This is a genomic window from Allobosea sp. BH3 (assembly GCF_025499465.1).
Classification (GTDB): domain Bacteria; phylum Pseudomonadota; class Alphaproteobacteria; order Rhizobiales; family Beijerinckiaceae; genus Allobosea.
In genome coordinates this window covers 246,278-271,335 of record NZ_JAIMCA010000003.1, presented here as the reverse complement: position 1 = coordinate 271,335, position 25,058 = coordinate 246,278, and the positions used below count along the sequence as shown (strand labels likewise).

Here is a 25,058-nt window from a genome sequence, read left to right as displayed (position 1 = left end):
TTTGTCAGGACAGGATCATGGCCCCGCTACCGCTATTCTATTCCAGCATCACCGTGCTCGACCGGAACACCCATCGTGAGGCCCGGCTCACGCCGGCCGTCAAAACCTATGCCTTCGCCGCCCGAGCCCATGTGCTGCCGGCGCTGTTGGCTGAGTTCGCCCCCGGCGGCCGCGACATGCCGATCCTGTTCCTGGAGGAGCCCGGCGGAGTCTCGCCGCTGTTCATGGTCGGGATGCGCTCGGGCGAAGGTTGCTTCGTCGATGCGGACGGCCGCTGGCTTGGCTTCCATCCGCCGGCCTATCTGCGGCGCTACCCCTTCATCGGCGGCGATGTATCCGCCGAGCAGCAGGTCGTCTGCGTCGATGGTGGCTTCGCCGGGCTCGGGGAGGTAGAGGGCGAGCGCCTCTTCGACGAGGAAGGCGAGCCGACCGAGGTGTTGAAGAACATCATCGCCTTCGTCAGCGAGTACGGAGACGCCGCCAACGCGACCGCGGCCTTCACCGCCGCTCTCAAGGAGCTCGAGCTGTTCCAGACGATCAACGTCGAGATCCGCGCCCCGGACGGCACCAGCTCGAATTTCTCCGGCTTCTCCGTCGTGAGCGCCGAGCGTCTCGACGCGCTTTCCGACGAGGCCTGGCTCGAGTTGAAGCGGAAGGGCTACCTGCTCCCGATACACGCCCATCTGATCAGCCTGGCGAACTTCGCCCGGCTCGGCGAACTCGCGCGGCCCCGCGCCTGAGCGAAGCGGGCTTTTGCCGCTATGCGGGCCGGGGCACAACGCCCGGCCCTGCGCGGTTCCTTCACGCCGACAGGCCGATGGCCTGCGCCGCCTTGCGGTAGCGCAGCTGGGTATCCGCCTCGAACCTGAAGGTGCCCAGGAAGTCGTCGAGGCCATAGCTCGGCTGGAGCAGGCGGATGCGGGCGGCGTGGCTGCGCGCTTCCTCCATCCGGTCGGCAAGCGCCAGGCAATGGGCGGCGAGCGCCACAATATGCACATGGGCGTTCGGCCGGGCGGCCGCCTTCAGGCTCCACTCCGCCGCGTCCTGCAGCGCCCCCAGCCTGACGAGCGCCATGGCGCGCGTGCCCAGCATGCCGAACAGCAGCGGGTCGTGCGGGCTGAGCAGCCGCGAATGGTCGGAAGCCGACAGGGCCGCCAGCGGATCGCCGCCCTGGCAATGGACGAAGGAGAGCGCGTAGTGCCCCAGCGCGAAATTGGGGCTGAGTGCCACCGACCGCTCCAACGCCGACACCGCGCCCGCCTGATCGTCGACGAGCCAGAGCGCGCGTCCCATCGACCAGTGCGCCGCCGGGTTCTGCTCGTCGATCAGCAGGCTCTGCGTCGCGCTCTCGATCGCCTGCCGCGCCTGTTCCTCCCGCTCGCCCCAGCGCTGGAAGGCGCGCTGCCAGTGCGTGAAGGAGATCCCGGCCTGCGCCCGCGAGAATGTCGGGTCGAGCCGCGCGGAGAGGCTGAAGAACTCAGCGGCGCGTTCGTTCTCCTCCGCCGTGAACCGATACATGTGCCAGAGCCCGCGATGATAGGCTTCCCAGGCGTCGAGCGATTCCGGTGGCCGCAGGATCGCGCGGCTCCGCTCGGCCGTCTCGATCTCGGAGGCGACGGCGGAGACGATTCCGTTGCCGATCTCGTCGAGGATCGTGAGCCGATCTGACGAGTGCACCTCGAAGCGGTCGGTCCAGACGATATGATCATTCGCCGCCTCGACGATCTCGACGGTGGCGGCGACAGCATCCTCCTGCTGCTCCAGCACGCCGGTGACGACATAGCGGACGCCCAGCCGCTCGCCGATCTCGCGATGCCCGAGCTGCTCGCGTGCGAGAGCGAAGACCGAGCCGCGCGCGATGACGAAGAGCCCGCGCAACCGTGCCAGCCGGCTGATCACGTCATGCGTCAGCGCATGGCCTAGATCGCTCCCGCCCGGAGCGCCCGATCCGGCGTCCTGAAACGGCATGATCGCCACCGAGGGCCGCGGCTGCTGGCCGGAGGTGTCGGCCGTGTCCGTGCGCGATGGCTCTCGATACGTCGCGCAGACCCGCCCTTTCAGCGTCTTCCAGGCCGCGGCGACCGGCGAGAAATCGAAGCCTTCCGCGGCGAAGCTGCGCTGCGTCCTTGCGAGATGGCGGGCGCAATCATCGACCATGCGGCGCTCGTGCAATTCGGCCAGGAAGCGGAGATGCGCCGCGCTGTCGAAGGAAGCGAACTCGACCCATTGGCCGGCCGCAGCCAGCCCCGCCGCCGTTCCGACCGGCGCCCGGCGCGCCGTCTCCGCGAGCAGCGAGACATGGAGCGTGCGGAACGCGCTGCGCCGGCCCGCGAGCCAATGCTCGAACTCGACGCTGTCGGGAAGTTCGGTGCCATCGATGAAATCCTCGCCCGCCGCCTCGGCGAGCACGGCAAGCTCCGCATCGTCCAGCCGGCCGAAGCCGTCCTCGGCCGCGCCGAGCAGGCGGGCGACATCAACCTTGCAATCGGACAGATCGAGCGCGATGCTGTCGTCCAACGCCAGCACCCGTCGCCGGCCCGGCCCGTCGAGCAGCCCGCGCAGCTTGCTCAGGCACCAGCGGAGTTCGCCACGGGGATCGTCGGGCATCTGCCAGAGCAGAGCGCAGAGCCGCTCGCGCGGCACCGGGCGCGTAGACAGAGCGAGATAAGCGATCAGCGCCCGCAGCTTGCGGGACGGAGGCAGCTGGAGCTGAGCGCCGTCATGCAGGAGCCTCAGCGGCCCGAGCAGCCGCAGCTCAAGGTCTGATCCAGTATGTTCGGACTCCGAACCTGGCGTTTCCATGCGCACTCCAACGTTGTCTCCCACGCGGAATACCCAGGCGTCATCCTATCATTCTGTGAGCTTCCGCAAAGAAGGCCCGGCAGCACCATTCGAGAAGGAGGGCAACATGCTTACGACTGAAACTTCGAGGACGACGCAGGGCCGCGGCCGGCTGTTCGACGGCATTCTGGACACGATCGGCGACACGCCGGCGATCCGCATCAACAATCTCGGCGTCGACCACGCCACGATCTATGTGAAGGCCGAGTTCTTCAACCCGGCCGCTTCCGTGAAGGACAGGCTGGCCGTCGCCATCATCGAGGCGGCCGAGCGCAGCGGCGCGCTGAAGCCGGGACAGACCGTGGTCGAGGCCACGAGCGGCAATACCGGCATCGGGCTCGCCATGGTCTGCGCCCAGAAAGGCTATCCGCTCGTCGTCACCATGGCCGACAGCTTCTCGGTCGAGCGCCGCCGCTTGATGCGGATGCTGGGCGCCAAGGTCGTGCTGACGCCGCGCGCGCAGAAGGGCTTCGGCATGTATCTCAAGGCGGTCGAGCTCGCGCAGAAGAACGGCTGGTTCCTGGCCCGGCAGTTCGAGACCAAGGCCAATGCCGCCATCCACGAGGCGACCACCGGCCGCGAGATCATCAATGACTTCGCCGGCTCGCGCCTCGATTACTTCGTCACCGGCTACGGGACGGGCGGCACCGTGGTCGGCGTGTCGCGCGTGCTCCGCCGCGAGCGGCCGCAGACGAAGATCGTCCTGAGCGAGCCGGCCAATGCCCAGCTTCTCGGCAGCGGCCAAGGCCAGCAGCGCGGCGCGGACGGCTCTCCCGCAGCGAGTCACCCTGCCTTCGAGCCGCATCCGATCCAGGGCTGGACGCCGGATTTCATCCCCGACGTGCTCCAGGAAGCGATCGACGAGCGCTATTATGACGAGCTGATCCCGATCGCCGGGCCGAAGGCGATCGAATGGGCCCGCGCGCTGGCGCAGAAGGAGGGCATCTTCACCGGCATCTCCGGCGGTGCGAGCTTCGGCGTCGCCCGGCAGATCGCGGAGTCGGCCCCCGCGGGCTCCGTCATCCTCTGCATGCTGCCGGACACCGGCGAGCGTTATCTCTCCACCCCCCTCTTCGAAACCATCCCGGCCGAGATGGACGAGGAGGAGCTGGCGCTGTCGCGCTCGACGCCCGGCTTCCAGCTCGCGGCCGAATAGCGCGGGAGGCGGCCATGGATGCCCCCACCCTGCCCTCGCCGCTCCCGCCATCCGGGATCGGCAACCTGCCGGACACGCTCGACCCACGGGACTGGGGAGCGACCTCCGCGCTGGCGCATCGGATCGTCGACGATGCGGTGCGCCATCTGCGGGAGGTGCGCGAGCGCCCGGTCTGGCAGCCCATGCCGGAGCCTGTGCAGGCGCTTTTCCGGGAGCCTCTGCCCGACGGGCCCATGCCGGTGGAGGATGTCTATGGGCTGGTGCGCGACAATGTGCTCGCCTATCCGATGGGCAACATCCATCCGCGCTTCTGGTCCTGGTTCATGGGCGCCGGCAACTTCACCGGCGCGCTGGGAGACTTCCTCGCCGCCGTCCAGGGCTCGAATCTCGGCGGCGGCAGCCATGCAGCGGTGCTGATGGACCAGCAGGTCGTCGGCTGGCTGCGTGAGATGGTCGGCCTGCCGGCCTCGGCCAGCGGCACGCTGGTCAGCGGCGGCTCGATGGCAAACCTGATCGGGCTGACCGTCGCCCGTAACGCAATGGCCGGCATCGACCTGCGCGAGCTCGGCGTCGCGGCGCTTGAGCGGCCGATGCGCTTCTATGCTTCCGATCAGGTCCATTCCTGCCATCGCAAGGCCGTCGAGGCGCTCGGCCTCGGCAACAGAGCCTTGTGCCGCGTCAGGAGCGGGCCCGACTGCCGCATCGACATCGAGGCGCTGCGGGCGGCGATCGCGCTCGACCGGGCGGATGGCTTCCAGCCCACCTGCATCATCGGCACAGCCGGGACCGTCAATTCCGGCGCGGTCGACGATCTGGTGGCGCTCGCGGAGATCGCCGCCGCGGAGGGCATGTGGTTCCATGTCGATGGCTGCATCGGCGCGCTCATCGCCATCGCGCCCGAGAACGCCTGGCGTGTGAAGGGCATCGAGCGTGCCGATTCGGTGGCGCTCGACCCGCATAAATGGCTGCACGCGCCATTCGCGCTCGGCTGTGCCCTGGTGCGTGACCGGGAGAAGCACAGAGGCACCTTCGCCGTCTCGCCTGAATACCTGCAGGGGACAGCGAGGGGCATCGCCGCGGGCGACTGGCTCTACGAATACGGGCTGCAGACGACGCGCAGCTTCGGCGCGCTCAAGCTCTGGATGGCGCTGAAGGAGCATGGCGTCACGACCTTCGGCCGGCTGATCGACCGGAACATCGCCCAGGCGACCTATCTCGCCTCTCTCATGAAGGCCGAGCCGGCGCTGGAGCTGGTCATGGAACCGGAGGTCAACATCGTCTGCTTTCGCGTTGCACCAAAGGGTTACGACGAGGACCGCAACAAGCGAATCAATCTGGAGATCATGCTGCGCCTGCAGGAGACGGGCGTCGCTGCGCTCTCTGACACCACCATCCGCGGGAAGCACTGCCTGCGGGTCGCGATCTGCAATCACAGGACGCGGCTGGACGACCTCGACCTGCTGATGAGCGAGGTGCTGAAGGCTCTGCCCGCGAACTGAAGCAGCGGCCTCGGTCACGCCAGCCAGGCCGCAGCTCGGCGGACGCTGGCGGTGGCCTCTACACGGCGTTATCGAAGGGCATGATCGGCCCTCACCAGCTGCTGCCTTATCTCAAGACGATCGGCCTCGTCGCCGCGGTCACGGCGCTGGCCGGCCTTATCGTCTGGGCTACGCCGCTCGACAGCGTCTCCGCCCTCTACATGCTGCCCGTGCTGATCGCCGGCGTGCGCTACGGCACCGCGCCAGCGATCTTCGCCGCGCTGCTCGGCGCTCTCATGACCTCGCTGTTCTACCCGCCGCTGTTCAGCCCGCTCGTCTTCCAGCCGGCACAGGTCATCGATCTCGTCACTTCGCTCGCCGTCGCGCTGACGATCGGCCCGCTCGTCGACCGGCTGCGGGTGCAGTCCCGCATCCTCGACGAGCACCGGCTGCGCGAGCGTACCGACGCGCTGCGCGACATCCTGGTCGAGTCGGTTTCGCACGAACTGCGAACGCCGGTTTCCGGGATCATGGGCGCGGCGAGCGTGTTGGCCACGGCCCCCGAGCTTTCAGGTCGAGCACCTTTGCTGTCCCTGGCGACTGGGATCGAGCAGGAGGCTCGCCGGCTCGACCGGCTGATCCAGGAGGTGCTGGATCTCGGCCGCATCCGCGCCGGTGCGCTGCAGCCGCGTCTCGACACGCTCGACCCCTGGGACATCGTCAACGACGCGTTGGCAACGGCACAGGAGCGCCTGCGCGAGCACGACGTGCGCCTGGAACCAGCCGATGCGCTGCCGCTGGTCAGAGTCGACCCCGCGCTGACGGCCCAGGCCCTGGTCAATGTGCTGGAAAACGCCGCCAAATACACACCTTCGGGTGGCCCGATCCACATCTCGACCGAGACAGGGGAAGACGGAGTCATCATCGCCGTGCGCGACGAGGGAGCCGGCCTCGACTCCGGCGAGGCCGGGTTGATCTTCGAGCGCTTTCACCGGGGCGAGCGGCATGCCGACGTCGCCGGCGGCAGCGGCCTGGGCTTGACGATCGCACGGGTTTTCGTGGAGGCCAGTGGTGGGCGCATCGTTGCGCTCAGCGCGGGACCGGGCCGGGGCACGACGATGCGGTTCATCCTGCCCATCGCGGAGACGAAAGCTGGCGACCATGATGACGACTGACGCCACGACGGCCGCTACCAGCCCTCTCGTCCTCGTCGTTGATGACGAGACGGCGATCCGCCGCTTCCTGCGCACCGGGCTGGAGATGCATGGCTTCCGCGTGGTGGAGGCTGAAACCGCGCGGCAGGCCGGCGAATTGGCCGTCATGCGCCAGCCCGACCTCGTCGTGCTCGATTTGGGCCTCCCCGATGCCGACGGCGCGACGGTGATCGAGGCGTTGCGCGGCTGGTCGCAGGCGCCGATCATCGTGCTCTCCGTTCGCAAATCGGAGGCCGAGAAGGTCCGGCTGCTGGAGGGCGGCGCCGACGACTATATCGTGAAGCCGTTCGGCATGGCTGAATTGCTGGCTCGCGCTCGCGTCGTGCTCCGTCGGGCCGTGCGGCAGGAGACGGCCGATCCGATTGTCAGGGTCGGCGGCTTCTCTATCGACCTCGCTCGCCGCCTCGTCAGCCGGGACGGCAGCGCGGTCATACTTTCGCCCAAGCAGTTCGCGCTGCTGCGGGCGCTGGCGATCCACCACGGCAGCGTGATGACGCATCGGCAGCTGATGCGGGAGCTCTGGCCGCAGGAGCCGGACGAGGATGTGCAATACCTGCGTATCCTCATGAAAAAGCTGCGCAATCGCATCGAGCCCGATCCGGCCCGGCCGATCTATGTGGTGACGGAGCTCGCCGTCGGCTATCGCCTGCGCACCCAGGAGCAGCTCGACGCTGCCGGATATGCCGCGGCTATGCATTGAGCCGATCCACATCATGGAACGGCTAAGAGCGTAGCTGCTAACGCCGGGCTTCGGAAACGTCGCAGCCGCGCGGGGATTCATGTTCAATCTATGGCTGGCGCTCGCCACCATCGGAGCCATGGCTGGCACGGTGGCGATCGCCTGGTTCTTCTGCCGGCAGTTGATGCCGGTCGCGCACTTCATCGACAGCATTAGCGGCGTGCTCGGCGTCATCGCCAATTGGCTCGTGCTGCTGGCCTGCCTCGTCAGCGCCGGCAACGCCACGATCCGGTACCTCTTCTCATACAGCTCGAACGCCTGGCTCGAGCTGCAATGGTACATGTTCGCCGGTATGGTGCTGCTCGGTTCGGCATATACGCTCAGAGTCAACGAGCATGTCCGCGTCGACCTGTTCTACGGCGCCGTCTCCGATCGTGCGCGCCATTGGATAGACCTGCTCGGCGGCGCGGTGTTCCTGCTGCCGATGTGCGTGGTCATGATCTGGTTCACCTGGCCCTGGTTCGTCCAGTCCTGGACCCTCAACGAAGCCTCGAACAATGCAGGCGGCCTGATCCGCTGGCCGGTCATCCTGCTGCTGCCGGTCGGCTTCACGCTGATCCTGCTCCAGGGCCTCTCCGAGATGATCAAGCGCGCCGCAGCGCTGCGCGGCTTCCACCAGCACGAATACGCTTACGAGAAGCCGCTGCAATGATCGACGCGATCCGCAACAATCTCGGCCCCATGATGTTCGGGGGCGTGATCCTTTTTCTGCTGATCGGCTATCCGGCGGCGTTCTCGCTGGCTGCGGTCGGCCTGTTCTTCGGCTTCATCGCGATCGAGATGGGGGTGATCGCACCCCAGTACATGGGCAACCTCACCTTCCAGCTCTATTCGATCATCTCCAACGACCTGCTGCTCTCGATCCCGTTCTTCACCTTCATGGGCGCGATCCTGGAGCGCTGCGGCCTCGCTGAAGACCTTCTGGACTCGATCGGCCAGCTTTTCGGCAGCGTGCGTGGCGGCCTGTCCTATGCGGTGATCTTCGTCGGCGCGATCCTGGGCGCCATCACCGGCACGGTCGCGGCCTCGGTCATCGCCATGGCAGTGATCTCACTGCCGGTGATGATGCGCTACGGCTACGACATGAAGCACGCCACCGGCGTCATCGCGGCGTCGGGCACCATCACCCAGCTTATCCCGCCCTCGCTCGTGCTCGTCGTCCTGGCGGACGTGATGGGCCGTTCGGTCGGCGACATGTATGCCGGCGCCATCGGCCCCAGCATCGTGCAGGTCGCGCTTTTCTGCATCTGGGTCGCCATCGTCAGCATCCTCAGGCCCGACTCCGTGCCGGCGCTGCCGCCGGAGGCGCGCACGCTCAAGGGCTGGGCACTGGTCTGGAAATGCTTCCGCGGCATCGTGCCCTCGGCCGTGCTCATCTTCCTTGTGCTCGGCACGATCTTCATGGGCCTCGCCACTCCGACGGAAGCCGGTGCGATGGGCGCCGTCGGCGCCATCGGGCTCGCGGCGATGTATCGCACGCTGACCTGGAAGCTGACCTATCAGGCCATGTCCTCGACCATGCGCATCACTGCCATGGTCGCGATGATCCTGATCGGCGCGCGCGTCTTCAGCCTGGTCTTCCAGGGCGTCGGCGGCGGCAAGTGGATCGAGCACATGCTCACCGGCCTGCCCGGCGGTCAGGTCGGCTTCTTGACCGTGACGATGATCTTCATCTTCTTCATCGCCTTCTTCCTCGATTTCTTCGAGATCGCCTTCATCATCATTCCGCTGCTGGCGCCGGCGGCGGAGAAGCTGGACATCAACCTGATCTGGTTCGCGCTGCTGATCTGCGCCAACATCCAGACCTCGTTCATGCACCCGCCCTTCGGCTTCGCGCTGTTCTACCTGCGCGGCGTCGCGCCACCGACGGTGAAGACCCGCGACATCTATCTCGGCTCGATTCCCTGGATCGTGCTGCAGCTGCTGCTGGTCGCGATCATGATCGCCTTCCCGCAGATCGTGACCTACTGGCTCGATAAACCGGTGACGCTCGATCCGGCGGCCCTGGAAAAACAGCTCAACTCCATGCCGAGTTTCGGCACGATCGAGCTGCAAGGACTCACGCCGCCGAAGCCCTGAGCGCCTGGGCGGACGCCAGCTTCAGCTCAGCGTCCGCCGCACGGCGTCGCGCCAGCCGGCGACCTTGCTCTCGCGCTGGCTCGCGGCCATCGCCGGTGTGAAGCGCCGCTCCAGCCGCCAGAGATCGGCGAAGCGCGCCGGCTCCGGCAGAAGCCCGGCATCGAGCCCCGCGAGATAGGCCGCGCCCAGTGCGGTGGTCTCCAGCACGGTCGGCCGGTCGACGGAGAGGTCGAGGATGTCGGCGAGGCGCTGCATCGTCCAGTCGGAGGCGACCATGCCGCCATCGACGCGCAGAACCGCTCCGCGCCCCTTCCTGGCGTCGGGCCAGTCGGCATGCATCGCCTCGATCAGGTCGAGCGTCTGGTAGCAGACGCTCTCCAGCGCGGCGCGGGCGAATTCGCGCGGCCCCGAATTGCGCGTCAGCCCGAAGATCGCGCCGCGCGCATGGGCGTCCCAATGCGGCGCACCCAGGCCCACGAAGGCCGGCACCAGATAGACATGCTGCTCGGGATCGGCGGCCTCGGCGAGCGGGCCGGTCTCGCTCGCCTTCTCGATGATGCCGAGCCCATCCCGCAGCCATTGTACGGCGGCGCCGGCGATGAAGATCGAGCCTTCGAGCGCATAGGTCCGCTTGCCGCCGAGCTGATAGGCGATGGTGGTGAGCAGGCGGTGCTTCGATGCGACGGGCTTGTCCCCCGTATTGAGCAGCGCGAAGCAGCCGGTGCCATAGGTGGATTTCACCATGCCGGGCGTGAAGCAGGCCTGCCCGATCGTGGCCGCGTGTTGATCCCCGGCGATGCCGCGCACCGGGATCGCACCGCCGAAGAGACCGGGAGCCGTGTCGCCGAAATGCGCCGAGCAATCGCGCACCTCGGGCAGGATGCTGGCCGGGATGTCGAAAAGCGTCAGGAGTTCCTCGTCCCAGATGCCGCGGCCGATGTCGAACAGCATGGTGCGTGCGGCGTTGGTGGCGTCGGTCGCATGGACCGCCCCGCCCGTCAGCCGCCAGAGCAGGAAGGAATCGACCGTGCCGAAGGCGAGTTCGCCTGCTTCCGCGCGCCGCCGCGCTCCCGGCACATGGTCGAGCAGCCAGGCGATCTTGGTGGCCGAGAAATAGGGGTCGATGCGCAGGCCCGTGCGGGCCGCCACCAGCTCCTCATGGCCGGCCGCGACGAGATTCGCGCAGGCCCGCGCCGTGCGACGGTCCTGCCAGACGATAGCGCGGTGGATCGCCCGCCCGGTCTGGCGGTCCCAGACCAGCGTGGTCTCGCGCTGGTTGGTGATTCCGATGCCGGCGATGTCGGAGGCCGCGAGGCCCGCCTTGGCGATGGCCTTCCGCGCCGTGGCGAGCACGCTCTCCCAGATGTCCTCCGGCTCGTGCTCGACCCAGCCCGAGGCCGGGAAATGCTGCGGAAACTCCTGCTGCGCGCTGGCAACGGCCGAAAGCGAGGCATCGAACAGGATCGCCCGCGAGGAGGTCGTGCCCTGGTCGATGGCGAGGATGTATCCGGCGGCCATGTCTGTTCCTGCCCTGTCTCTACCGGCCGTCTGCGCAGCCCGGCGGAGACTGGCCGATCGGGCAGCGGTCGCGCAAGCGCACTCCGTCGCCCCGGCCGCGCTGCACTTTCGCCATGTTCCGCTTGGCACGGCGGCTAGGCTGTAGTTAGCTTCCCGGCGAAGCAGTTGGCCGCGCCGCGTCGCGGCCCCTGCCGGGCCAGGGTTCAGGACCTCGGGTGCCGGGCAGGTCAGGGGATTGGAAAAGCTGTGGCGGTCGAGGACCGGCAGGAACGGGGCGTCACGCCGGTGACGCCGCCGCACACACGTAGCGCCGATCCGCACCGGAACGGCGGCGCTCCGGCTGTCGAATCGTTCAAGAGCTACGCCACGGCCGTCGCCAGCCAGCGCCCTCCCGTCGCGACCTACGCCGCGCTCGATCTCGGCACCAATAATTGCCGTCTGCTGATCGCCCGGCCGGCGCAGCACGGCTTCCGCGTCGTCGACGCCTTCTCGCGCATCGTGCGCCTCGGCGAGGGGCTGGCCGCCAGCAGCCGGCTCGGCGATGCGGCGATGGACCGCGCGGTCGAGGCGCTGAAGATCTGCCGGGGCAAGATGGCGAATCGCGGCGTCACCCGCGCCCGGCTCGTCACCACCGAAGCCTGCCGCGCCGCGACCAACGGGCTCGACTTCATCCGACGCGTCGCCGCCGAGGCTGAGCTGGCGCTGGAAATCATCGACCAGCGGACGGAGGCCGCGCTCGCCGTTTCCGGCTGCGCCGCACTGACCGACCCCGCAGCCGAGAGCGTCATCGTCTTCGACATCGGTGGCGGCTCGACCGAGATCATCTGGCTCGGAGGCCGCAACGAGGCGCGCGACCCCGCCGCTCGCATCCGCGAATGGGCCTCGCTGCCGATCGGCGTCGTCACGGTGGCCGAACGCTATGGCGGCGTCGAGGTCAGCCGGGAACTCTTCGAGCGCATGGTGCAGGATTGTGCGCAGGCCCTTGAGCCCTTTGCAAAAAAGGCTGCGGGCGCGCGCGATTCCAGAGGCTTCCATCTGCTCGGCACCTCCGGCACGGTGACGACGGTCGCCGGCATCCATCTCGACCTGCCGCGCTATGACCGGCGCGAGGTCGACGGGCTGTGGATGCGCCAGGACGACATCCTGAGCGTCATCGACCGGCTGATCGCGATGGATTATGCCGCTCGTGCGGCCAATGCCTGCATCGGGCGCGAGCGCGCCGATCTGGTTCTGGCCGGCTGCGCAATCTTCGAGGCGATCCGCCGCGCCTTCCCGAGCGAGCGCGTGCGCATCGCCGACAGGGGCCTGCGGGAGGGCATATTGTTGCGCATGATGCACGAGGACCGCGCCTGGTGGCGCAGGAAATAGGCTTCTTCAAGCAATGAGCAGCGACAAATCCGGGGGCCGCAAGACAGGCGGCAGCGGCACGGGCGGAGCCAGGTCGAGCGGGGCCAAGTCAGGCGGGGCTAAGTCACCTGCGGCCAAACCGAGCGGCGCGAAGTCCGGCGGGGCCAAGGCCGGCGTGGCCCTCACGCCGGGCAAGCAGGTCGCCAGCGCCAAGCCGGCCGGTGACCGTGATCTGCGCGTGCGCCTGAAGAATGCCCGCAAGCTCAAGCATTCCTCGCAACTCTGGCTCGAGCGCCAGCTCAACGATCCTTATGTGAAGCGCGCCAAGGAGCGCGGCTTCCGCTCACGCGCCGCCTTCAAGCTCGAGGAGATGGACGAGCGCTACAAGTTCCTGAAGACCGGACAGCGGCTGCTCGACCTCGGCTGCGCGCCGGGCGGCTGGTGCCAGGTCGCAGCCGAGCGGATCGGCCTTGCCCAGGGCAAGGGCCGGATCGTCGGCATCGACCTCTTGCCGGTCGATCCCATCCCGGGGGTCGAGCTGATCGAGATGGACTTCATGACCGAGGAGGCCCCTGCCCTCCTGGTTGAGAAGCTCGGCGGACAGGCCGATGGCGTGATGTCGGACATGGCCGCCAACACAACCGGCCACAAAAAGACCGACCATCTTCGGATCATCGGGCTCGCCGAGGCCGCGCTCGAATTTGCCCATGACGTGCTGGCGCCGGGCGGGTTCTTCCTCGCCAAGCTGTTCCAGGGCGGCGACAGCGCCGAATTGCTCACCCAGATGAAGCGGGACTTCACCACGGTCCGCAACGTCAAGCCGGGCGCAAGCCGCGCGGATTCCTCGGAGCTCTACGTGCTGGCGACGGGCTATCGGCGGAAGGCTGCTCCGGCGGACGAAGGCGCCGAGGCCGCGAGAGCCGCCTCCGACTGAGCGGCGCCGCTCGACCGGCCGGATCTCACTCCAGCGGCTTCTGGTCCGCGATCGCCTCGGCGGTGGCCTTGCGGGCGCTCACCGGAACATGGCCCGAGACCTCGGAGCCGGCGTCTGGCGCGAGCCGCATCATCCAAACGGCCGAGGAGGCGCCGAGCAGCCCTACGATGAGGAAGGCCGGCGGGAAATCCCCGGCGCCGATCGGTCCGCCGCCATGCAGGGCGTTGGTCGCCTCGAGCGCGAAGGCGCCGACCGTAACACCGAGGCTCAGCGAGATCTGCTGGATGACGCTCGACAGGCTGGTGGCGCTCGACATGGCCCGGTTCGACACGTCGGAATAGCTCAGCGCGTTGATGCCCGTGAACTGCAGCGAGCGGAAGCAGCCGCCGATCAGCAGCACGGTCAGCATCAGCGCGTGCGGCGTGGTCGGGGTGAAAAGGCCGGAGAGCGCGAGGAATCCGGCGCCGAGGACCGCGTTGACGGTGAGCACGCGCCGGAAGCCGAAGCGCGCCAGGATGGTCTTGGCCGCAGTCTTCATCAGGAGGGCGCCGGCCGCGGACACAAATGTGATCAGTCCGGACTGCAGCGCGCTGAGACCGAAGCCGAGTTGCAGCATCAGCGGCAGCAGGAACGGCACGGCGCCGGTGGCGACGCGGAAGAGCGAACCGCCGAGCACGGCAATGCTGTAGGTCGGAATGCGCAACAGGGACAGGTCGAGCACCGGGTGCGCGACGCGGCGCGCGTGAAACCAGTAACCCACGAGCGCAGCCAACCCGAAGGCGACGCAGGCATAGGACACGGCCGCCGGCACGAGATGCCGCCCCCCGGTGGCGAGGCCCAGCATCAGACAGGCGAAGCCGAGCGAGGACAGCAGGAAGCCGCGGATGTCGAGCGGGGCGACGTCCTCCTCGCGGATATCCTCGAAGAAGATGCTGGAAAGCACGATGCCGACGATCCCGATCGGGATGTTGATCAGGAAGATCCAGCGCCAATCGAAATAGGTGGTGATGAAGCCGCCGAGCGGCGGGCCGATCACCGGGCCGACGAGCGCGGGAATGGTCAGGTAGGCGAGCGCGCCGACGAGTTCCGACTTGTTGACGCTGCGCAGGATCACCAGCCGCCCGACGGGCACCATCATCGCGCCGCCCAGCCCTTGGAGGAAGCGCGCTCCGACGAAGGCGCCGAGCGAGTTGGAGACCGCGCAGGCGAGCGAGCCCAGCATGAACACGCCGAGCGCGGCCCGGAAGATGGTGCGCGCCCCGAATCGATCCGCCATCCAGCCCGAGATCGGGATGAACACCGCGAGGCTGACGAAATAGGAGGTCAGCGCCAGCTTCAGCGCGATCGGGTCCTCACCGAGCGCCTGGGCGATGACCGGCAGCGAGGTCGCGATCACCGTCGAGTCGGTGTTCTCCATGAACAGCGCACAGGCGACGATGAGGGGCAGGAGCTTGGAGCGCTGCAAGGCTCGGACCTTTGCGGGGACTCGGCCGCGCAGGAGATGTCGCGACGGGGTCGCTTTAGCGGGACATCGTCGGCGTGGCGAGCGTCAGAGGCCGCCTATCGCGGAAAAGCGCACGAGCGGCACGCGACTCCGCCATGCGCTGCGCATATGCCCTGCCGCAAGGCACAAATCCGCCATGCGCCTTGCACACTGACGGGCAGCTTCGGCCGGCACCATTTCGTGGAGGTCCGGGCCTGTCCGGACCGTCGCGGGGGCGCGCGTCGTAACTTCCGGAGAGACGCTCATGCTTACCCAATCTTCGTTTCAGACCTCGGCGCGCCGCTTTTCCTCGGGCCTGCCCTTCCTCGGCCTCGTCCTGGCCGCGGGCCTGAGCTGGGCCCCGGCCCCTGCGGCAGCGGCTGATAATAGCTGGCACAGCACCTGTCAGTTCCGGAACATCCCGGGCAGCGGCGGCGAGATGCTGCGCTACGACGCGTGCCTGCGCCTGGAGACCTGCCAGCGCATGGCCAATGCGGCCGGCCACACCATTTTCGAGGCCGGCTGCTTCGGTTTCGCGCCGGAGGTTCCGGCCTCCCCGACAGGAGCCGCGCCTGCGCGCCAAGCCCGCTGATGGCGAGGCAGCGGCGCCCGCCATGCACGGGTGCCGCTGCCGCACTGCAAAATAAACCCGCCTCGCCTCTAGCGAAGGCTCCGTGCGCATGCTAACGGGCCTCGTCAACTCGGCAACGGGCCTGCCCCACTGCCTTCCTTAAAAGCCGGTCCATCCGGCGTCGGAGTTGACGATGACGCTTGCCCTCGATGGTCTGATTCGCGACGGCCTCACCTTCGACGACGTGCTGCTGGAACCCGGCCCGTCCGAGGTCATGCCCTCGGAAGTCGACGTCCGCACGAAGCTGACCAAGTCGATCTCGCTCAACCTGCCGATCATCGCCTCGGCCATGGACACCGTGACGGAAGCCCGCATGGCGATCGCCATGGCGCAGGCCGGCGGCCTCGGCGTAATCCATCGCAATCTCGAGGCCGAGGACCAGGCCGCGCAGGTGCGTCTCGTCAAGAAGTTCGAATCGGGCATGATCGCGAACCCGATCACGATCCACCCGGACGAAACGCTGGCGGATGCGCTGGCGCTGATGAAGCACAATTCGATCTCCGGCATCCCGGTCGTCGAGCGCGGCCCCCACGGCCACAACGGCAAACTCGTCGGCATCGTCACCAACCGCGATGTGCGCTTCGCCGCCAACCCGGCCCAGCCCGTTTCGGAGCTGATGACCAAGGAGCGGCTGATCACCGTCCGTGAGGGCGTGAGCCAGGACGAGGCCCGCCGGCTGCTGCATCAGTTCCGCATCGAGAAGCTCCTGGTGGTGGACGACCATTACCGCTGCATCGGCCTGATCACCGTCAAGGACATGGAGAAGCAGGTCGCGCATCCGAACGCCGCCAAGGACTCGCATGGCCGCCTCCTCGTCGCGGCAGCGACCACGACTGGCGATCTGGGCTTCGAGCGCTCCGAGATGCTGATCGACGCCGGCGTCGACCTGATCGTCGTGGACACCGCGCACGGCCATTCGGCCAAGGTTCTGGACGCCGTCAGCCGCGTGAAGAAGCTCTCCAATTCGGTTCAGGTCATCGCCGGCAACATCGCGACAGCGGGCGGCGCACAGGCGCTGATCGATGCCGGCGCGGACGCCATCAAGGTCGGCATCGGGCCGGGCTCGATCTGCACGACCCGCATCGTCGCGGGCGTCGGCGTGCCGCAGCTCACCGCGATCATGGATGCGGCCTCCGCCGCCAGCAAGGCTGGCGTGCCGGTCATCGCCGATGGCGGCATCAAGTATTCGGGCGACCTCGCAAAGGCGCTCGCCGCCGGTGCCTCCTGCGCCATGGTCGGCTCGCTTCTCGCCGGCACGGACGAGACGCCCGGAGAGACGTTCCTCTACCAGGGCCGCTCCTACAAGGCCTATCGCGGCATGGGTTCGGTCGGGGCGATGGCTCGCGGCTCGGCAGATCGCTACTTCCAGCAGGACATCAAGGATTCGCTGAAGCTCGTGCCCGAAGGGATCGAGGGCCAGGTCGCCTACAAGGGGCCTGTCTCGAACGTCCTGCACCAGCTTGCCGGCGGCCTGCGTGCCGCGATGGGCTATGTCGGCGGCAAGGACCTCGCCGACTACCAGAACAAGGCGCGCTTCATCCGCATCACCAGCGCAGGCCTGCGCGAGAGCCATGTCCATGACGTGACGATCGTGCGCGAGAGCCCGAACTACCCGACCCGCTCTTGAGTCCGGCCCGCCCCTGTGCAGCACTGGCCCTCGGATCGCCGCGCGTCCGATAGGACGCGATGACGGTGATCTTCTTGTTATCGCGTCGGATTGATCCGAAAAGTGCATCCCACTTTTCGGTCCGATGCGACAGGACCGGTGCTGCGGAGGCGAAGCGCTCATGACCCTGAAGCTGATCTATCCGGCGCTGGCGATGATCTTCTGGATTTTCGTCGTCGGCGTCATCATGGCGATACGCCGCAAGGAGGCCTTCGCCTCCGGGGCCGTCAAGCCCGCGGACGTCTGCATCTCGAACGAGCGCTATCCGACCCCGGCACGGCTGGCAGCCGCGAACTTCTCGAATCAGTTCGAGTCTCCGGTGCTCTTCTTCGTCCTGCTCCTGATCGCGATGAATGTCGGCGCCACCGGCTACGTCATGGCGGCACTGGCCTGGCTCTTTGTCGCAACCCGAGTCGTCCACACCCTCATCCATATCGGACCGAACAAGCTGCCGGTGCGCGGCGTCGTCTACGGCGTCGGCTTCCTCGCGTTGATCGGCCTGTGGATCGGCGTGCTGATCGCGGTCCTTTGACCGGCGAACGGGATCGCGGGGTGTCAATCACATCTGCGTCACCCCGACGCGCCTGGTCCGCCGCGACGAAAGACCTACGACTTCGCGCCCTGCGGAAAGCTGCCGCTTTTCAAGGCGATGACTGCTCTTTTTGAATTAGTCCAAATTGAATGCAGTCTGGAAAAGCTACAACGCCTTGATTTCAAAGGGCGTTTCGATTGACAGGTTCGTTCGCGCCGCTTTAACGCTCCTCCGTCGCGCGCTTGGCGCCTCTCACCGACGGAGACGAAAATGATCGGCAAGAAACATCTCCACGCTCTGGCGCTGTCGACCTCGCTGCTGGCCGCCGGGAGTTTCGCAAACTCTGCCCTGGCACAGGACGTCAATCTCTACACCACGCGCGAGCCCGCGTTGCTCAATCCGGTCCTGGAAGCCTTCACCAAGGACACAGGCATCAAGGTCAACGCCGTCTTCCTGAAGGACGGGCTGCAGGAGCGCATCCGGGCAGAGGGCGCCAACAGCCCGGCCGATGTCATGCTGATGGTCGATGTCGGCGAGATCAATGCCGCGGTCGATGCGGGCATCACCCAGCCGATCCAGTCCGCCGTGGTGGACAAGACCGTCCCGGCGCAGCTCCGCCCGGACAACAACTGGGTCACCCTGACCAAGCGCGCCCGCATCGTCGTGGTCTCGAAGGACCGCGTCCAGCAGGATGCCATCACCTATGAGGACCTCGCCGACCCGAAGTGGAAGGGCAAGTTCTGCATCCGCGCCGGCCAGCATCCCTACAACAACGCGCTGTTCGCGGCCTATCTCGCCCATAACGGCGCCGAGAAGACCGAGGCTTACCTGAAGGCGCTGCGCGCCAATGCCGCCCGCAAGCCCGGCGGCGGCGATCGTGACGTCGCCCGCGACATCCAGTCCGGCCTCTGCGACATCGCCATCATCAACACCTACTATATCGGCCTGATGAGCCAGGCGAAGAACGAGCAGAAGGGCTGGTTCGACGCGATCAAGCCGCTCAAGACCACCTTCGCCGGCGGCGGAACCCATGTGAACGTCTCGGCCGCGGCCGTCGCGAAGAACGCGCCGAACAAGGCCAATGCCGTCAAGCTCATCGAGTACATGCTCGGCGAGAAGGCGCAGACCGTCTATGCCGATGGGAATTACGAGTTCCCGGTCAACGCCGACGTCAAGGAAAGCGCCGCCGTGAAGCTGCTCGGCACGATCACGCCGGACAAGCTGCCGCTCTCGGAGGTCGCCAAGCAGCGCAAGCCTGCGGCCAACCTCGTCGACAAGGCCGGCTTCGACAATTGATCCTGAGCGCTCCGCTCGTTGCTTTACGACGGTCGCCACCCCGGTGGCGGCCGTCGACGCGTTTTGCCTATGCCGCGGTTCTGGGCGCCGGGCTGGTGCTGATGCCTCTGGCGGCACTGCTCGTGACGGCCCTGTCATCGCCGGAGGCGGCGGAGATCTGGCCGCATCTTGCAGCCAATGTCCTGCCCACCGCCCTGCTCCAGACCCTGCTGCTGACGATCGGTGTGGGCGTCGTCGCGGCCGTGATCGGCACAGGCACCGCCTGGCTGGTGACGCAGTTCGATTTTCCGGGGCGGCGCAGCCTCGAATGGCTGCTCGTGCTGCCGCTGGCACTGCCGACCTATCTCACCGCCTATATCTATGTGGAATTCCTCGGCTTCCAGGGCCCGCTGCAGGCAGGTTTGCGGGCGCTGACCGGGTGGCGCTCGCTGCGTGACTACTGGTTTCCCGATCCGCGCAACCTGCCGGGCGCCATCGCGATCATGGCGATCGTGCTCTACCCCTACATCTATCTGAGCACGCGCGCGCTGTTCAGCCTGCAGGGAGCGACCATGGTCGAGGCGGCGCGCAGTCTCGGCGCGGCCCCCGGGAGGCTGTTCTGGCGGATCGGCCTGCCGCTCGCGCGCCCGGCCCTGGCGGCAGGGTTGACGCTGGTGCTGCTGGAGACGCTGAACGATATCGGCGCCACCGAATATCTCGGTGTCCGCACGCTGACGCTCTCGATCTACACAACCTGGCTCAACCGCGGCTCGCTGCCCGGCGCTGCCCAGATCGCAGGCGTGATGCTGCTCGTCGTGTTCCTGCTGATCTGGATCGAGGCGCGGTTGCGCGGCCAGCGCCGCTTCGCGCTCTCCGCCCGCCAGCCGCGCCCTGTGGGGCGCAGGCCCCTGCGCGGCAGCCACGCCCTGCTGGCGATGCTGGCCTGTTCCATGCCGATCCTGTTCGGCGCCGTGCTGCCGATCGGCTATCTTGCAGCCGAGGTGCTGCAACGCGGCCTGCTCGCGCAGTTCGACGGCGCACTGCTGCGCCTTCTCGGCAATGCCCTGCTGCTTGCCGCCATCGCCTCGGCGCTGGTGCTGGCGCTGGGCCTGGGCATCGCCACGGCCAGCCGCATGGGGCGCGAGACCTGGCTGAAGCCGGCCGCCCGCATCGCCTCGCTCGGCTACGCCCTGCCCGGCACTGTGCTCGCGCTGGGTCTGCTGATCCCGATCGCGGCTTTTGACAACCTGCTGGCCAACGCGGCCCATGCGCTGTTCGGCATCAAGCCCGGCCTGATCCTGATCGGGTCCGGGGCAGCACTGGTGATCGCCTATGCCGTGCGCTTCCTGACCATCGGGATTTCCGGCATGGAGAGCGGGCTTTCCCGCGTCTCGCCGCGCATCGACGATGCGGCCCGCTCGCTCGGCGCCGGGCGGCCTGAGATTTTGCGCCGCATCCACTGGCCGTTGGCGCGCCCGGCGGTGGCGGCCGCGGCGCTGCTGGTCTTCGTCGATTGCCTCAAGGAGCTGCCGGCGACGCTACTGCTGCGGCCGCTGAACGTCGATACGCTGGCGACGGCCGTCTATGGCCAGGCGTCCCGTGGCGTCTTCGAGGAAGGGGCGCTGGCAGCCCTGCTGATCATCCTCGCAGGCCTCTATCCGACGGTCATTCTGGCCAGAAGCGGAACAAATCGCGTGGGATAGCCGGTCTGCCAACCTCGACAACCCATCGGCATGGGCCTACACAGGGCGCGCCAGGGGGCTGGCTGGCTATCGGCCCGGAGCCGATTCGGAAGTCAATGACCAGACGCGCTGCGATCCTCGCCCTTTGCCTTGTCGCCGTCCTCGGCCTGCTGGGCTTTCAGTCGTGGGATGTCGCTGTCGGCCGGGTGGAGCGCCGAGCCGTATCGGCCATCGAGGAAAAGACCGGCTTCGTCGTCAAGACGATCGAGCGCGCCGAAATAGCCTTCCTGCCGTTGCCGCGGATCAGCCTCTCCGATGTCGGTTTCAGCCAGCGCGACGGCGCCCTCGCCGGCCGGGCGACGCGGGTCCGTGCACATCTGCGGCTGCTGCCGCTGCTCATGGGCCGGGTCAGCTTCGACAGGATCGACCTCGTCGCGCCGCAGATCGACGTGGCCGTGCCGGCCGATGGGGGCCTGGCCGAGTGGCTGGCCTCGCCGCTGCCGGAGCTCGAGCGGCTGCGCAGCCAGAGCAAGATCGTGGTGCGAGGCGGCTCGCTCTTCCTGCGTGCCGACGGCGCGATCCAGAGCGTGGTCCGCGACCTCGACCTCGTCATCGACGAGCGCAGCCTGAATGAACCGCTCGATCTGGCGGGTTCGCTGACATGGCGCGGCGTGCGCACCGAGGTCAACCTGCTCTGGCCGATGGTCGGCGGCAGCGCCAAGACCGCACTTTCAGCCACTTCGCCGCTCATGAAATTGCGCTTCGACGGCAGCCGCTCCGGGCCGGACGAGTCCGTGATCAACGGCCAGCTCGCGCTCTCCACCCCGTCCGTGCCGCAGCTTCTGGGCTGGTTCGGCGAGAACTCCCGCCTCTCCACGGCGCTGGGCGCGCTCTCTCTCTCGGCGGAACTCCAGATCAAGCCGCACGAGGCCTCGTTCAACAACGCCGTCGCCAGCCTCGATGGCGAGCGGCTCGACGGCGTCCTGAAGCTGTCGGAGAATGCCGGGCGTTTCGCGCTCTCGGGCACGCTCGCAGGCGCCACGCTCGACCTCGGCCGCCTCTTCGACCGCCTGCCAATCCCCGCCGTCGACGCGGCCGATACCAGCCCCTTCAATCTCGACGGCTGGACCGGACGCGAGATTGACCTGCGCATCTCCGTCGATGCCGCCCGGATCAACGGCGCCCGGCTGGCCGATGTCGCGACCTATCTGCTGGTCAAGAAAGGGCGCTTCGAGACGGGGCTGCTGCGGGCTTCGGCCTATGGCGGGAACGTCAAGGCACGCCTGCTGGCGGTGACCGCGCCGACCGGCGTCGACGTCAAGATCCAGGCCGGCGCCGAGAAGGTGAATATCGGGCAGGCCGCCGGAGACCTGCCACAGCTCGCGCGCCTTTCCGGCACCGGCGGTTTCCAGCTCGCGCTGGACGGAGCCGGCCGCAATTTCGACGAGCTGCTTGGCTCATTCACCGGCCGCACCGGCCTCTCGGTCCGGCAGGGTGAACTCGGTGGCGTGGCGCTCGCGGACCTCCTGCGGCGCGCCGAGCGCAGCCCGGCCCAGGCGCTGCGCGACTGGCGGCAGGGCAAGACGCCTTTCGAGAACCTCACGGCCAATGCGAGCATCGGCGGCGGCCAGCTCTTCCTCAACGAAGCGCAGATGAGCGGTCAGAGCTATCGCCTGAACCTCATCGGCCAGGCCTCGCTGCGCAGCCGCGTGCTCGACATGGCGGCCTCGCTGACCTCCACCACCGGGCCGCTGAAACTGCCCTTCCTGCTCAAGGGCCCGGTCGACGCCCCGCTCTTCGATATCGAGACGGAGGCTGTCGTCAGCCCGGCCGGCGCCACCCTTCTTCTCACCCGCTGAGCGAGCCCGCTTTCCCCTTCCTCCGAAATCCGCTCTGATGCGGCAAGGCCGCATGACGGCCATAGGGAAAGGGACGCGCAAATGAAGCTCTGGATCACGGGCGCCCTCGCCCTCGCAGGATGGATGGCAGCGGGAATGGCGGGCGCGCAGGAACTGATCGTCGAGAAGAAGGTCTTCGAGCTGCCGAGCTTCACCACTCAGGGCGGGCGGACGCTGAAGCAGGTCCGCGTCGGCTGGGAAAGCTACGGCGCGCTCAACGCCGACCGATCCAATGCCGTGCTGATCTGCCATTTCTTCTCGGCTAATTCGCACGCGGCCGGCAAATACGACGCCAAAGATGCGCAGCCCGGCTATTGGGATGCGATCATCGGCCCCGGCAAGGCGATCGACACGAACAAGTATTTCGTCATCGCCTCGGACACGCTGGTGAACCTCAACACCGGCGATCCGAAGACCACGACCACCGGGCCGGCCTCGATCGACCCCGACACCGGCAAGCCCTATGCGCTGAACTTCCCCGTCGTCACCATCCGCGACTTCGTCGAGGTGCAGAAGGCGCTGGTCGAAAGCCTGGGCATCCGGAAACTCGCGCTGGTCGCCGGCCCCTCCATGGGCTCGCTGCAGACCTTCGAATGGGCAGCGAGCTATCCCGAGATGGTGGCAAAGGCCATGCCGGTGATCGGCGCGGCCGAGGCCGACGCCATGCTGATCGGCTGGCTCGACGTCTGGGCCGCGCCGATCCTCGTCGACCCCAACTGGAACGGCGGCGACTATTACGGCAAGGCCCCGCCGCTCGCCGGCCTCTCAAAGGCGCTCACCGCCGTGACGCTGCAGGCCAACCATCAGGACTGGGCCAATGCCACCTTCGGCCGCCGCCCGGCAAAGGAGGGGGAAAACCCCGCCGCGGCGCTGCGCAACAGGTTCCAGGTGCAGAGCGTGCTCGACAATGCCGGCGAGGCCCGCGCCAAGGTCTCGGACGCCAACCACTTCCTCTACCTCGTCAAGGCGAACCAGCTCTTCGCCGCCGGCGGCACGTCGCTGGCGGACGGGATGGCGAAGATCCGCGCGCCCATGCTGCTCGTGACCCAGCCGAAGGATCTGGTCTTCACGCCGGACATGGTCGCTCGCACGGTGAAGGCGGCGCAGGACGCCGGGCGCGAGATCACCCATGTCACCATCGAGGGCGCCCGCGGCCATCTCGACGGCGTGATCTCGATGAAGCAGGCGGAAGGCGCGATCCGGGCCTTTCTCGATAAGTAGTCGCTCGCCCGATCTGCCGTCGACCGGCAGGGTCATCCGACTGGCAGGCGGCTGCGGACGATCCCGGCGTGGAAACGCGCCCCGTGGACCAGGCCTGCATCGTCGAAATCGTAGCGGGGATTGTGCAGCGGCGCGCTGTCGCCGTTGCCGAGAAAGACGAAGCAGCCCGGCACATGGTCGAGGAAGCGGGCAAAGTCTTCCGAGCCGGTGAAAGGCTCGGACGCGACCGAGACACTATCGGGGCCAAACAGGCCTTGCGCGACGCTCAGGGCCTCCTGCGTCAGCGCGGAATCGTTCAGGAGCGGCACGAACTCGCGCGTATAGGTCACGGATTGCTCGACACGATAGGCGCGCGCAACGCCCTCGGCGATGACGCGCATCTGCTGCTCGATATCCGCGCTGACTTCGGGGTTGAAGCTGCGCGCATCGCCCAGGATGCGCGCTTCCCCCGGCAGCGCATTGCGCGTTCCGTCAGTGATCAGTTCGGTGACTGAAACGACGGCGATCTCGGCGGGGCTCAACCGGCGCGAGACGATGGTCTGGAGGCTCATCACGAGGGCGCACGCCGCGACCAGCGTTTCCTTGCCGGCCTGAGGACGGGCGGCATGGCCTCCGACCCCGCGCAGCACGATCTCGAAATTGTCCTCCGCCGACATGATCGCGCCCGGACGGGTCTGGAAACTGCCGACGGGCAGGCCGGGCGCATTGTGCAGTCCATAGATCTCCTGGAACGGGAAGCGCTCCAGGATGCCATCGTCGAGCATTGCGAGCGCGCCTCGCCCCCACTCCTCCGCTGGCTGGAAGATGAAACGAACCGTACCGTCGAAGCCGCCATCGGCCGCCAGCAGCTTGGCGGCGCCGAGCAGCATGGCGGTATGGCCGTCATGGCCGCAGGCATGCATCACGCCGGCATTCTGGGAACGGTAGGGCAATGCGCCCTGCTCCGGTATGCGCAGAGCGTCCATATCGGCCCGCAGCGCGATGCACCGGTTTCCGCCTCCCCGCTTCAGCGTGCCCACGACGCCCGTGCCGCCGATATCGGTGACGACCTCGTCGAGCCCGAATTCCCGCAGCTTGTCCGCGACGAAGGCGCTGGTACGCTTCTCCTCGAAGCCGAACTCGGGATGCGCGTGCAGATCACGCCTCCAGGCCGTCATATCCTGCACCAGAGTTTCGAGCTCGATCGTCACCGCCTGCCCCATTCACAGCCTCGAAGTGCTTCCTGTCGAAACAGTATCGCCGGACGCACGAAAGAGGCGCTGCAATTGGCCGTGCCATCTGCAAGGATCTTTCGTGGACACACTCGTCGGTTCCTCGCCGAATCCCGAAGGCAATATGCTGGCGGCATGACGCCGCCTCGATGC

At 67.6% G+C, this 25,058-nt stretch carries 20 protein-coding genes; 16 read left to right on the top strand and 4 right to left on the bottom strand.

All coding sequences use genetic code 11. The annotated features are described in order from the left end of the window. The first annotated feature begins 17 nt into the window (after positions 1–17). Positions 18–740, top strand: coding sequence for a SapC family protein (locus BoBH3_RS10210; protein WP_262330688.1), 723 nt, complete (start codon positions 18–20; stop codon positions 738–740). A gap of 61 nt (positions 741–801) precedes the next feature. On the opposite strand, the gene BoBH3_RS10205 is transcribed toward BoBH3_RS10210, so the two are convergent. Further along, complete coding sequence (locus tag BoBH3_RS10205) at positions 802–2,802, bottom strand: transcriptional regulator (protein ID WP_262330687.1); 2,001 nt, start codon at positions 2,800–2,802, stop codon at positions 802–804. A gap of 106 nt (positions 2,803–2,908) precedes the next feature. Between BoBH3_RS10205 and BoBH3_RS10200 the strand changes: the two genes are divergently transcribed. The 6 genes from BoBH3_RS10200 (at position 2,909) to BoBH3_RS10175 (ending at position 9,507) form a co-directional block, all read left to right on the top strand. Next, positions 2,909–3,997, top strand: coding sequence for a PLP-dependent cysteine synthase family protein (locus tag BoBH3_RS10200; protein ID WP_262330686.1), 1,089 nt, complete (start codon positions 2,909–2,911; stop codon positions 3,995–3,997). 14 nt (positions 3,998–4,011) lie between these two features. Then, complete coding sequence (locus tag BoBH3_RS10195) at positions 4,012–5,496, top strand: pyridoxal phosphate-dependent decarboxylase family protein (RefSeq protein ID WP_262330685.1); 1,485 nt, start codon at positions 4,012–4,014, stop codon at positions 5,494–5,496. An 80-nt stretch (positions 5,497–5,576) separates the two neighbouring features. Continuing rightward, positions 5,577–6,650, top strand: coding sequence for a sensor histidine kinase (locus BoBH3_RS10190; protein ID WP_262330684.1), 1,074 nt, complete (start codon positions 5,577–5,579; stop codon positions 6,648–6,650). After that, on the top strand, positions 6,637–7,389 hold the full coding sequence (locus tag BoBH3_RS10185) for a response regulator (RefSeq protein WP_262330683.1): 753 nt from the start codon (positions 6,637–6,639) through the stop codon (positions 7,387–7,389). Before BoBH3_RS10190 ends, BoBH3_RS10185 begins: the two co-directional genes overlap by 14 nt. A gap of 118 nt (positions 7,390–7,507) precedes the next feature. After that, positions 7,508–8,080, top strand: a complete 573-nt coding sequence (locus BoBH3_RS10180) for a TRAP transporter small permease subunit (protein WP_410050593.1) — start codon at positions 7,508–7,510, stop codon at positions 8,078–8,080. Then, positions 8,077–9,507, top strand: a complete 1,431-nt coding sequence (locus tag BoBH3_RS10175; protein ID WP_262330682.1) for a TRAP transporter large permease — start codon at positions 8,077–8,079, stop codon at positions 9,505–9,507. Before BoBH3_RS10180 ends, BoBH3_RS10175 begins: the two co-directional genes overlap by 4 nt. Before the next feature lie 21 nt (positions 9,508–9,528). Here BoBH3_RS10175 and glpK read toward each other — a convergent pair whose 3' ends face one another. Next, positions 9,529–11,025, bottom strand: coding sequence for a glycerol kinase GlpK (gene glpK / locus BoBH3_RS10170; RefSeq protein WP_262330681.1), 1,497 nt, complete (start codon positions 11,023–11,025; stop codon positions 9,529–9,531). A 246-nt stretch (positions 11,026–11,271) separates the two neighbouring features. Between glpK and BoBH3_RS10165 the strand changes: the two genes are divergently transcribed. Both BoBH3_RS10165 and BoBH3_RS10160 read left to right on the top strand, forming a co-directional pair. Next, a complete protein-coding gene (locus tag BoBH3_RS10165; protein ID WP_262330680.1) occupies positions 11,272–12,393 on the top strand; it encodes a Ppx/GppA phosphatase family protein in 1,122 nt (373 codons plus the stop codon). A 154-nt stretch (positions 12,394–12,547) separates the two neighbouring features. Continuing rightward, positions 12,548–13,306, top strand: a complete 759-nt coding sequence (locus tag BoBH3_RS10160) for an RlmE family RNA methyltransferase (protein WP_262330679.1) — start codon at positions 12,548–12,550, stop codon at positions 13,304–13,306. A gap of 25 nt (positions 13,307–13,331) precedes the next feature. On the opposite strand, the gene BoBH3_RS10155 is transcribed toward BoBH3_RS10160, so the two are convergent. After that, complete coding sequence (locus BoBH3_RS10155) at positions 13,332–14,771, bottom strand: DHA2 family efflux MFS transporter permease subunit (RefSeq protein WP_262330678.1); 1,440 nt, start codon at positions 14,769–14,771, stop codon at positions 13,332–13,334. A gap of 283 nt (positions 14,772–15,054) precedes the next feature. Between BoBH3_RS10155 and BoBH3_RS10150 the strand changes: the two genes are divergently transcribed. The 7 genes from BoBH3_RS10150 to BoBH3_RS10120 all read left to right on the top strand — a co-directional run bounded on the left by BoBH3_RS10150 (position 15,055) and on the right by BoBH3_RS10120 (position 23,694). Beyond that, a complete protein-coding gene (locus BoBH3_RS10150) occupies positions 15,055–15,381 on the top strand; it encodes a hypothetical protein (protein WP_262330677.1) in 327 nt (108 codons plus the stop codon). A gap of 172 nt (positions 15,382–15,553) precedes the next feature. After that, positions 15,554–17,047 carry an IMP dehydrogenase gene (gene guaB, locus BoBH3_RS10145; protein ID WP_262330676.1) on the top strand — a complete coding sequence of 498 codons (1,494 nt, stop codon included), beginning with the start codon at positions 15,554–15,556 and terminating at the stop codon, positions 17,045–17,047. 160 nt (positions 17,048–17,207) lie between these two features. Beyond that, the gene (locus tag BoBH3_RS10140; RefSeq protein ID WP_262330675.1) at positions 17,208–17,618 is read left to right on the top strand and encodes an MAPEG family protein; all 411 of its coding nucleotides are present in this window, start codon (positions 17,208–17,210) and stop codon (positions 17,616–17,618) included. Between the two features lie 270 nt (positions 17,619–17,888). Beyond that, the gene (locus tag BoBH3_RS10135; RefSeq protein WP_262330674.1) at positions 17,889–18,914 is read left to right on the top strand and encodes an extracellular solute-binding protein; all 1,026 of its coding nucleotides are present in this window, start codon (positions 17,889–17,891) and stop codon (positions 18,912–18,914) included. 101 nt (positions 18,915–19,015) lie between these two features. Beyond that, on the top strand, positions 19,016–20,596 hold the full coding sequence (locus tag BoBH3_RS10130) for an ABC transporter permease (protein WP_262331171.1): 1,581 nt from the start codon (positions 19,016–19,018) through the stop codon (positions 20,594–20,596). Between the two features lie 95 nt (positions 20,597–20,691). Then, complete coding sequence (locus tag BoBH3_RS10125; protein ID WP_262330673.1) at positions 20,692–22,434, top strand: AsmA family protein; 1,743 nt, start codon at positions 20,692–20,694, stop codon at positions 22,432–22,434. A gap of 81 nt (positions 22,435–22,515) precedes the next feature. After that, positions 22,516–23,694, top strand: a complete 1,179-nt coding sequence (locus BoBH3_RS10120; protein ID WP_262330672.1) for an E22 family MetX-like putative esterase — start codon at positions 22,516–22,518, stop codon at positions 23,692–23,694. A gap of 32 nt (positions 23,695–23,726) precedes the next feature. Here the strand turns inward: BoBH3_RS10120 and BoBH3_RS10115 are convergent, their stop codons facing one another. Then, entirely contained in the window at positions 23,727–24,896 is a 1,170-nt protein-coding gene (locus BoBH3_RS10115; RefSeq protein WP_410050579.1) for a M20 aminoacylase family protein, read from the bottom strand. Positions 24,897–25,058 lie beyond the last annotated feature (162 nt).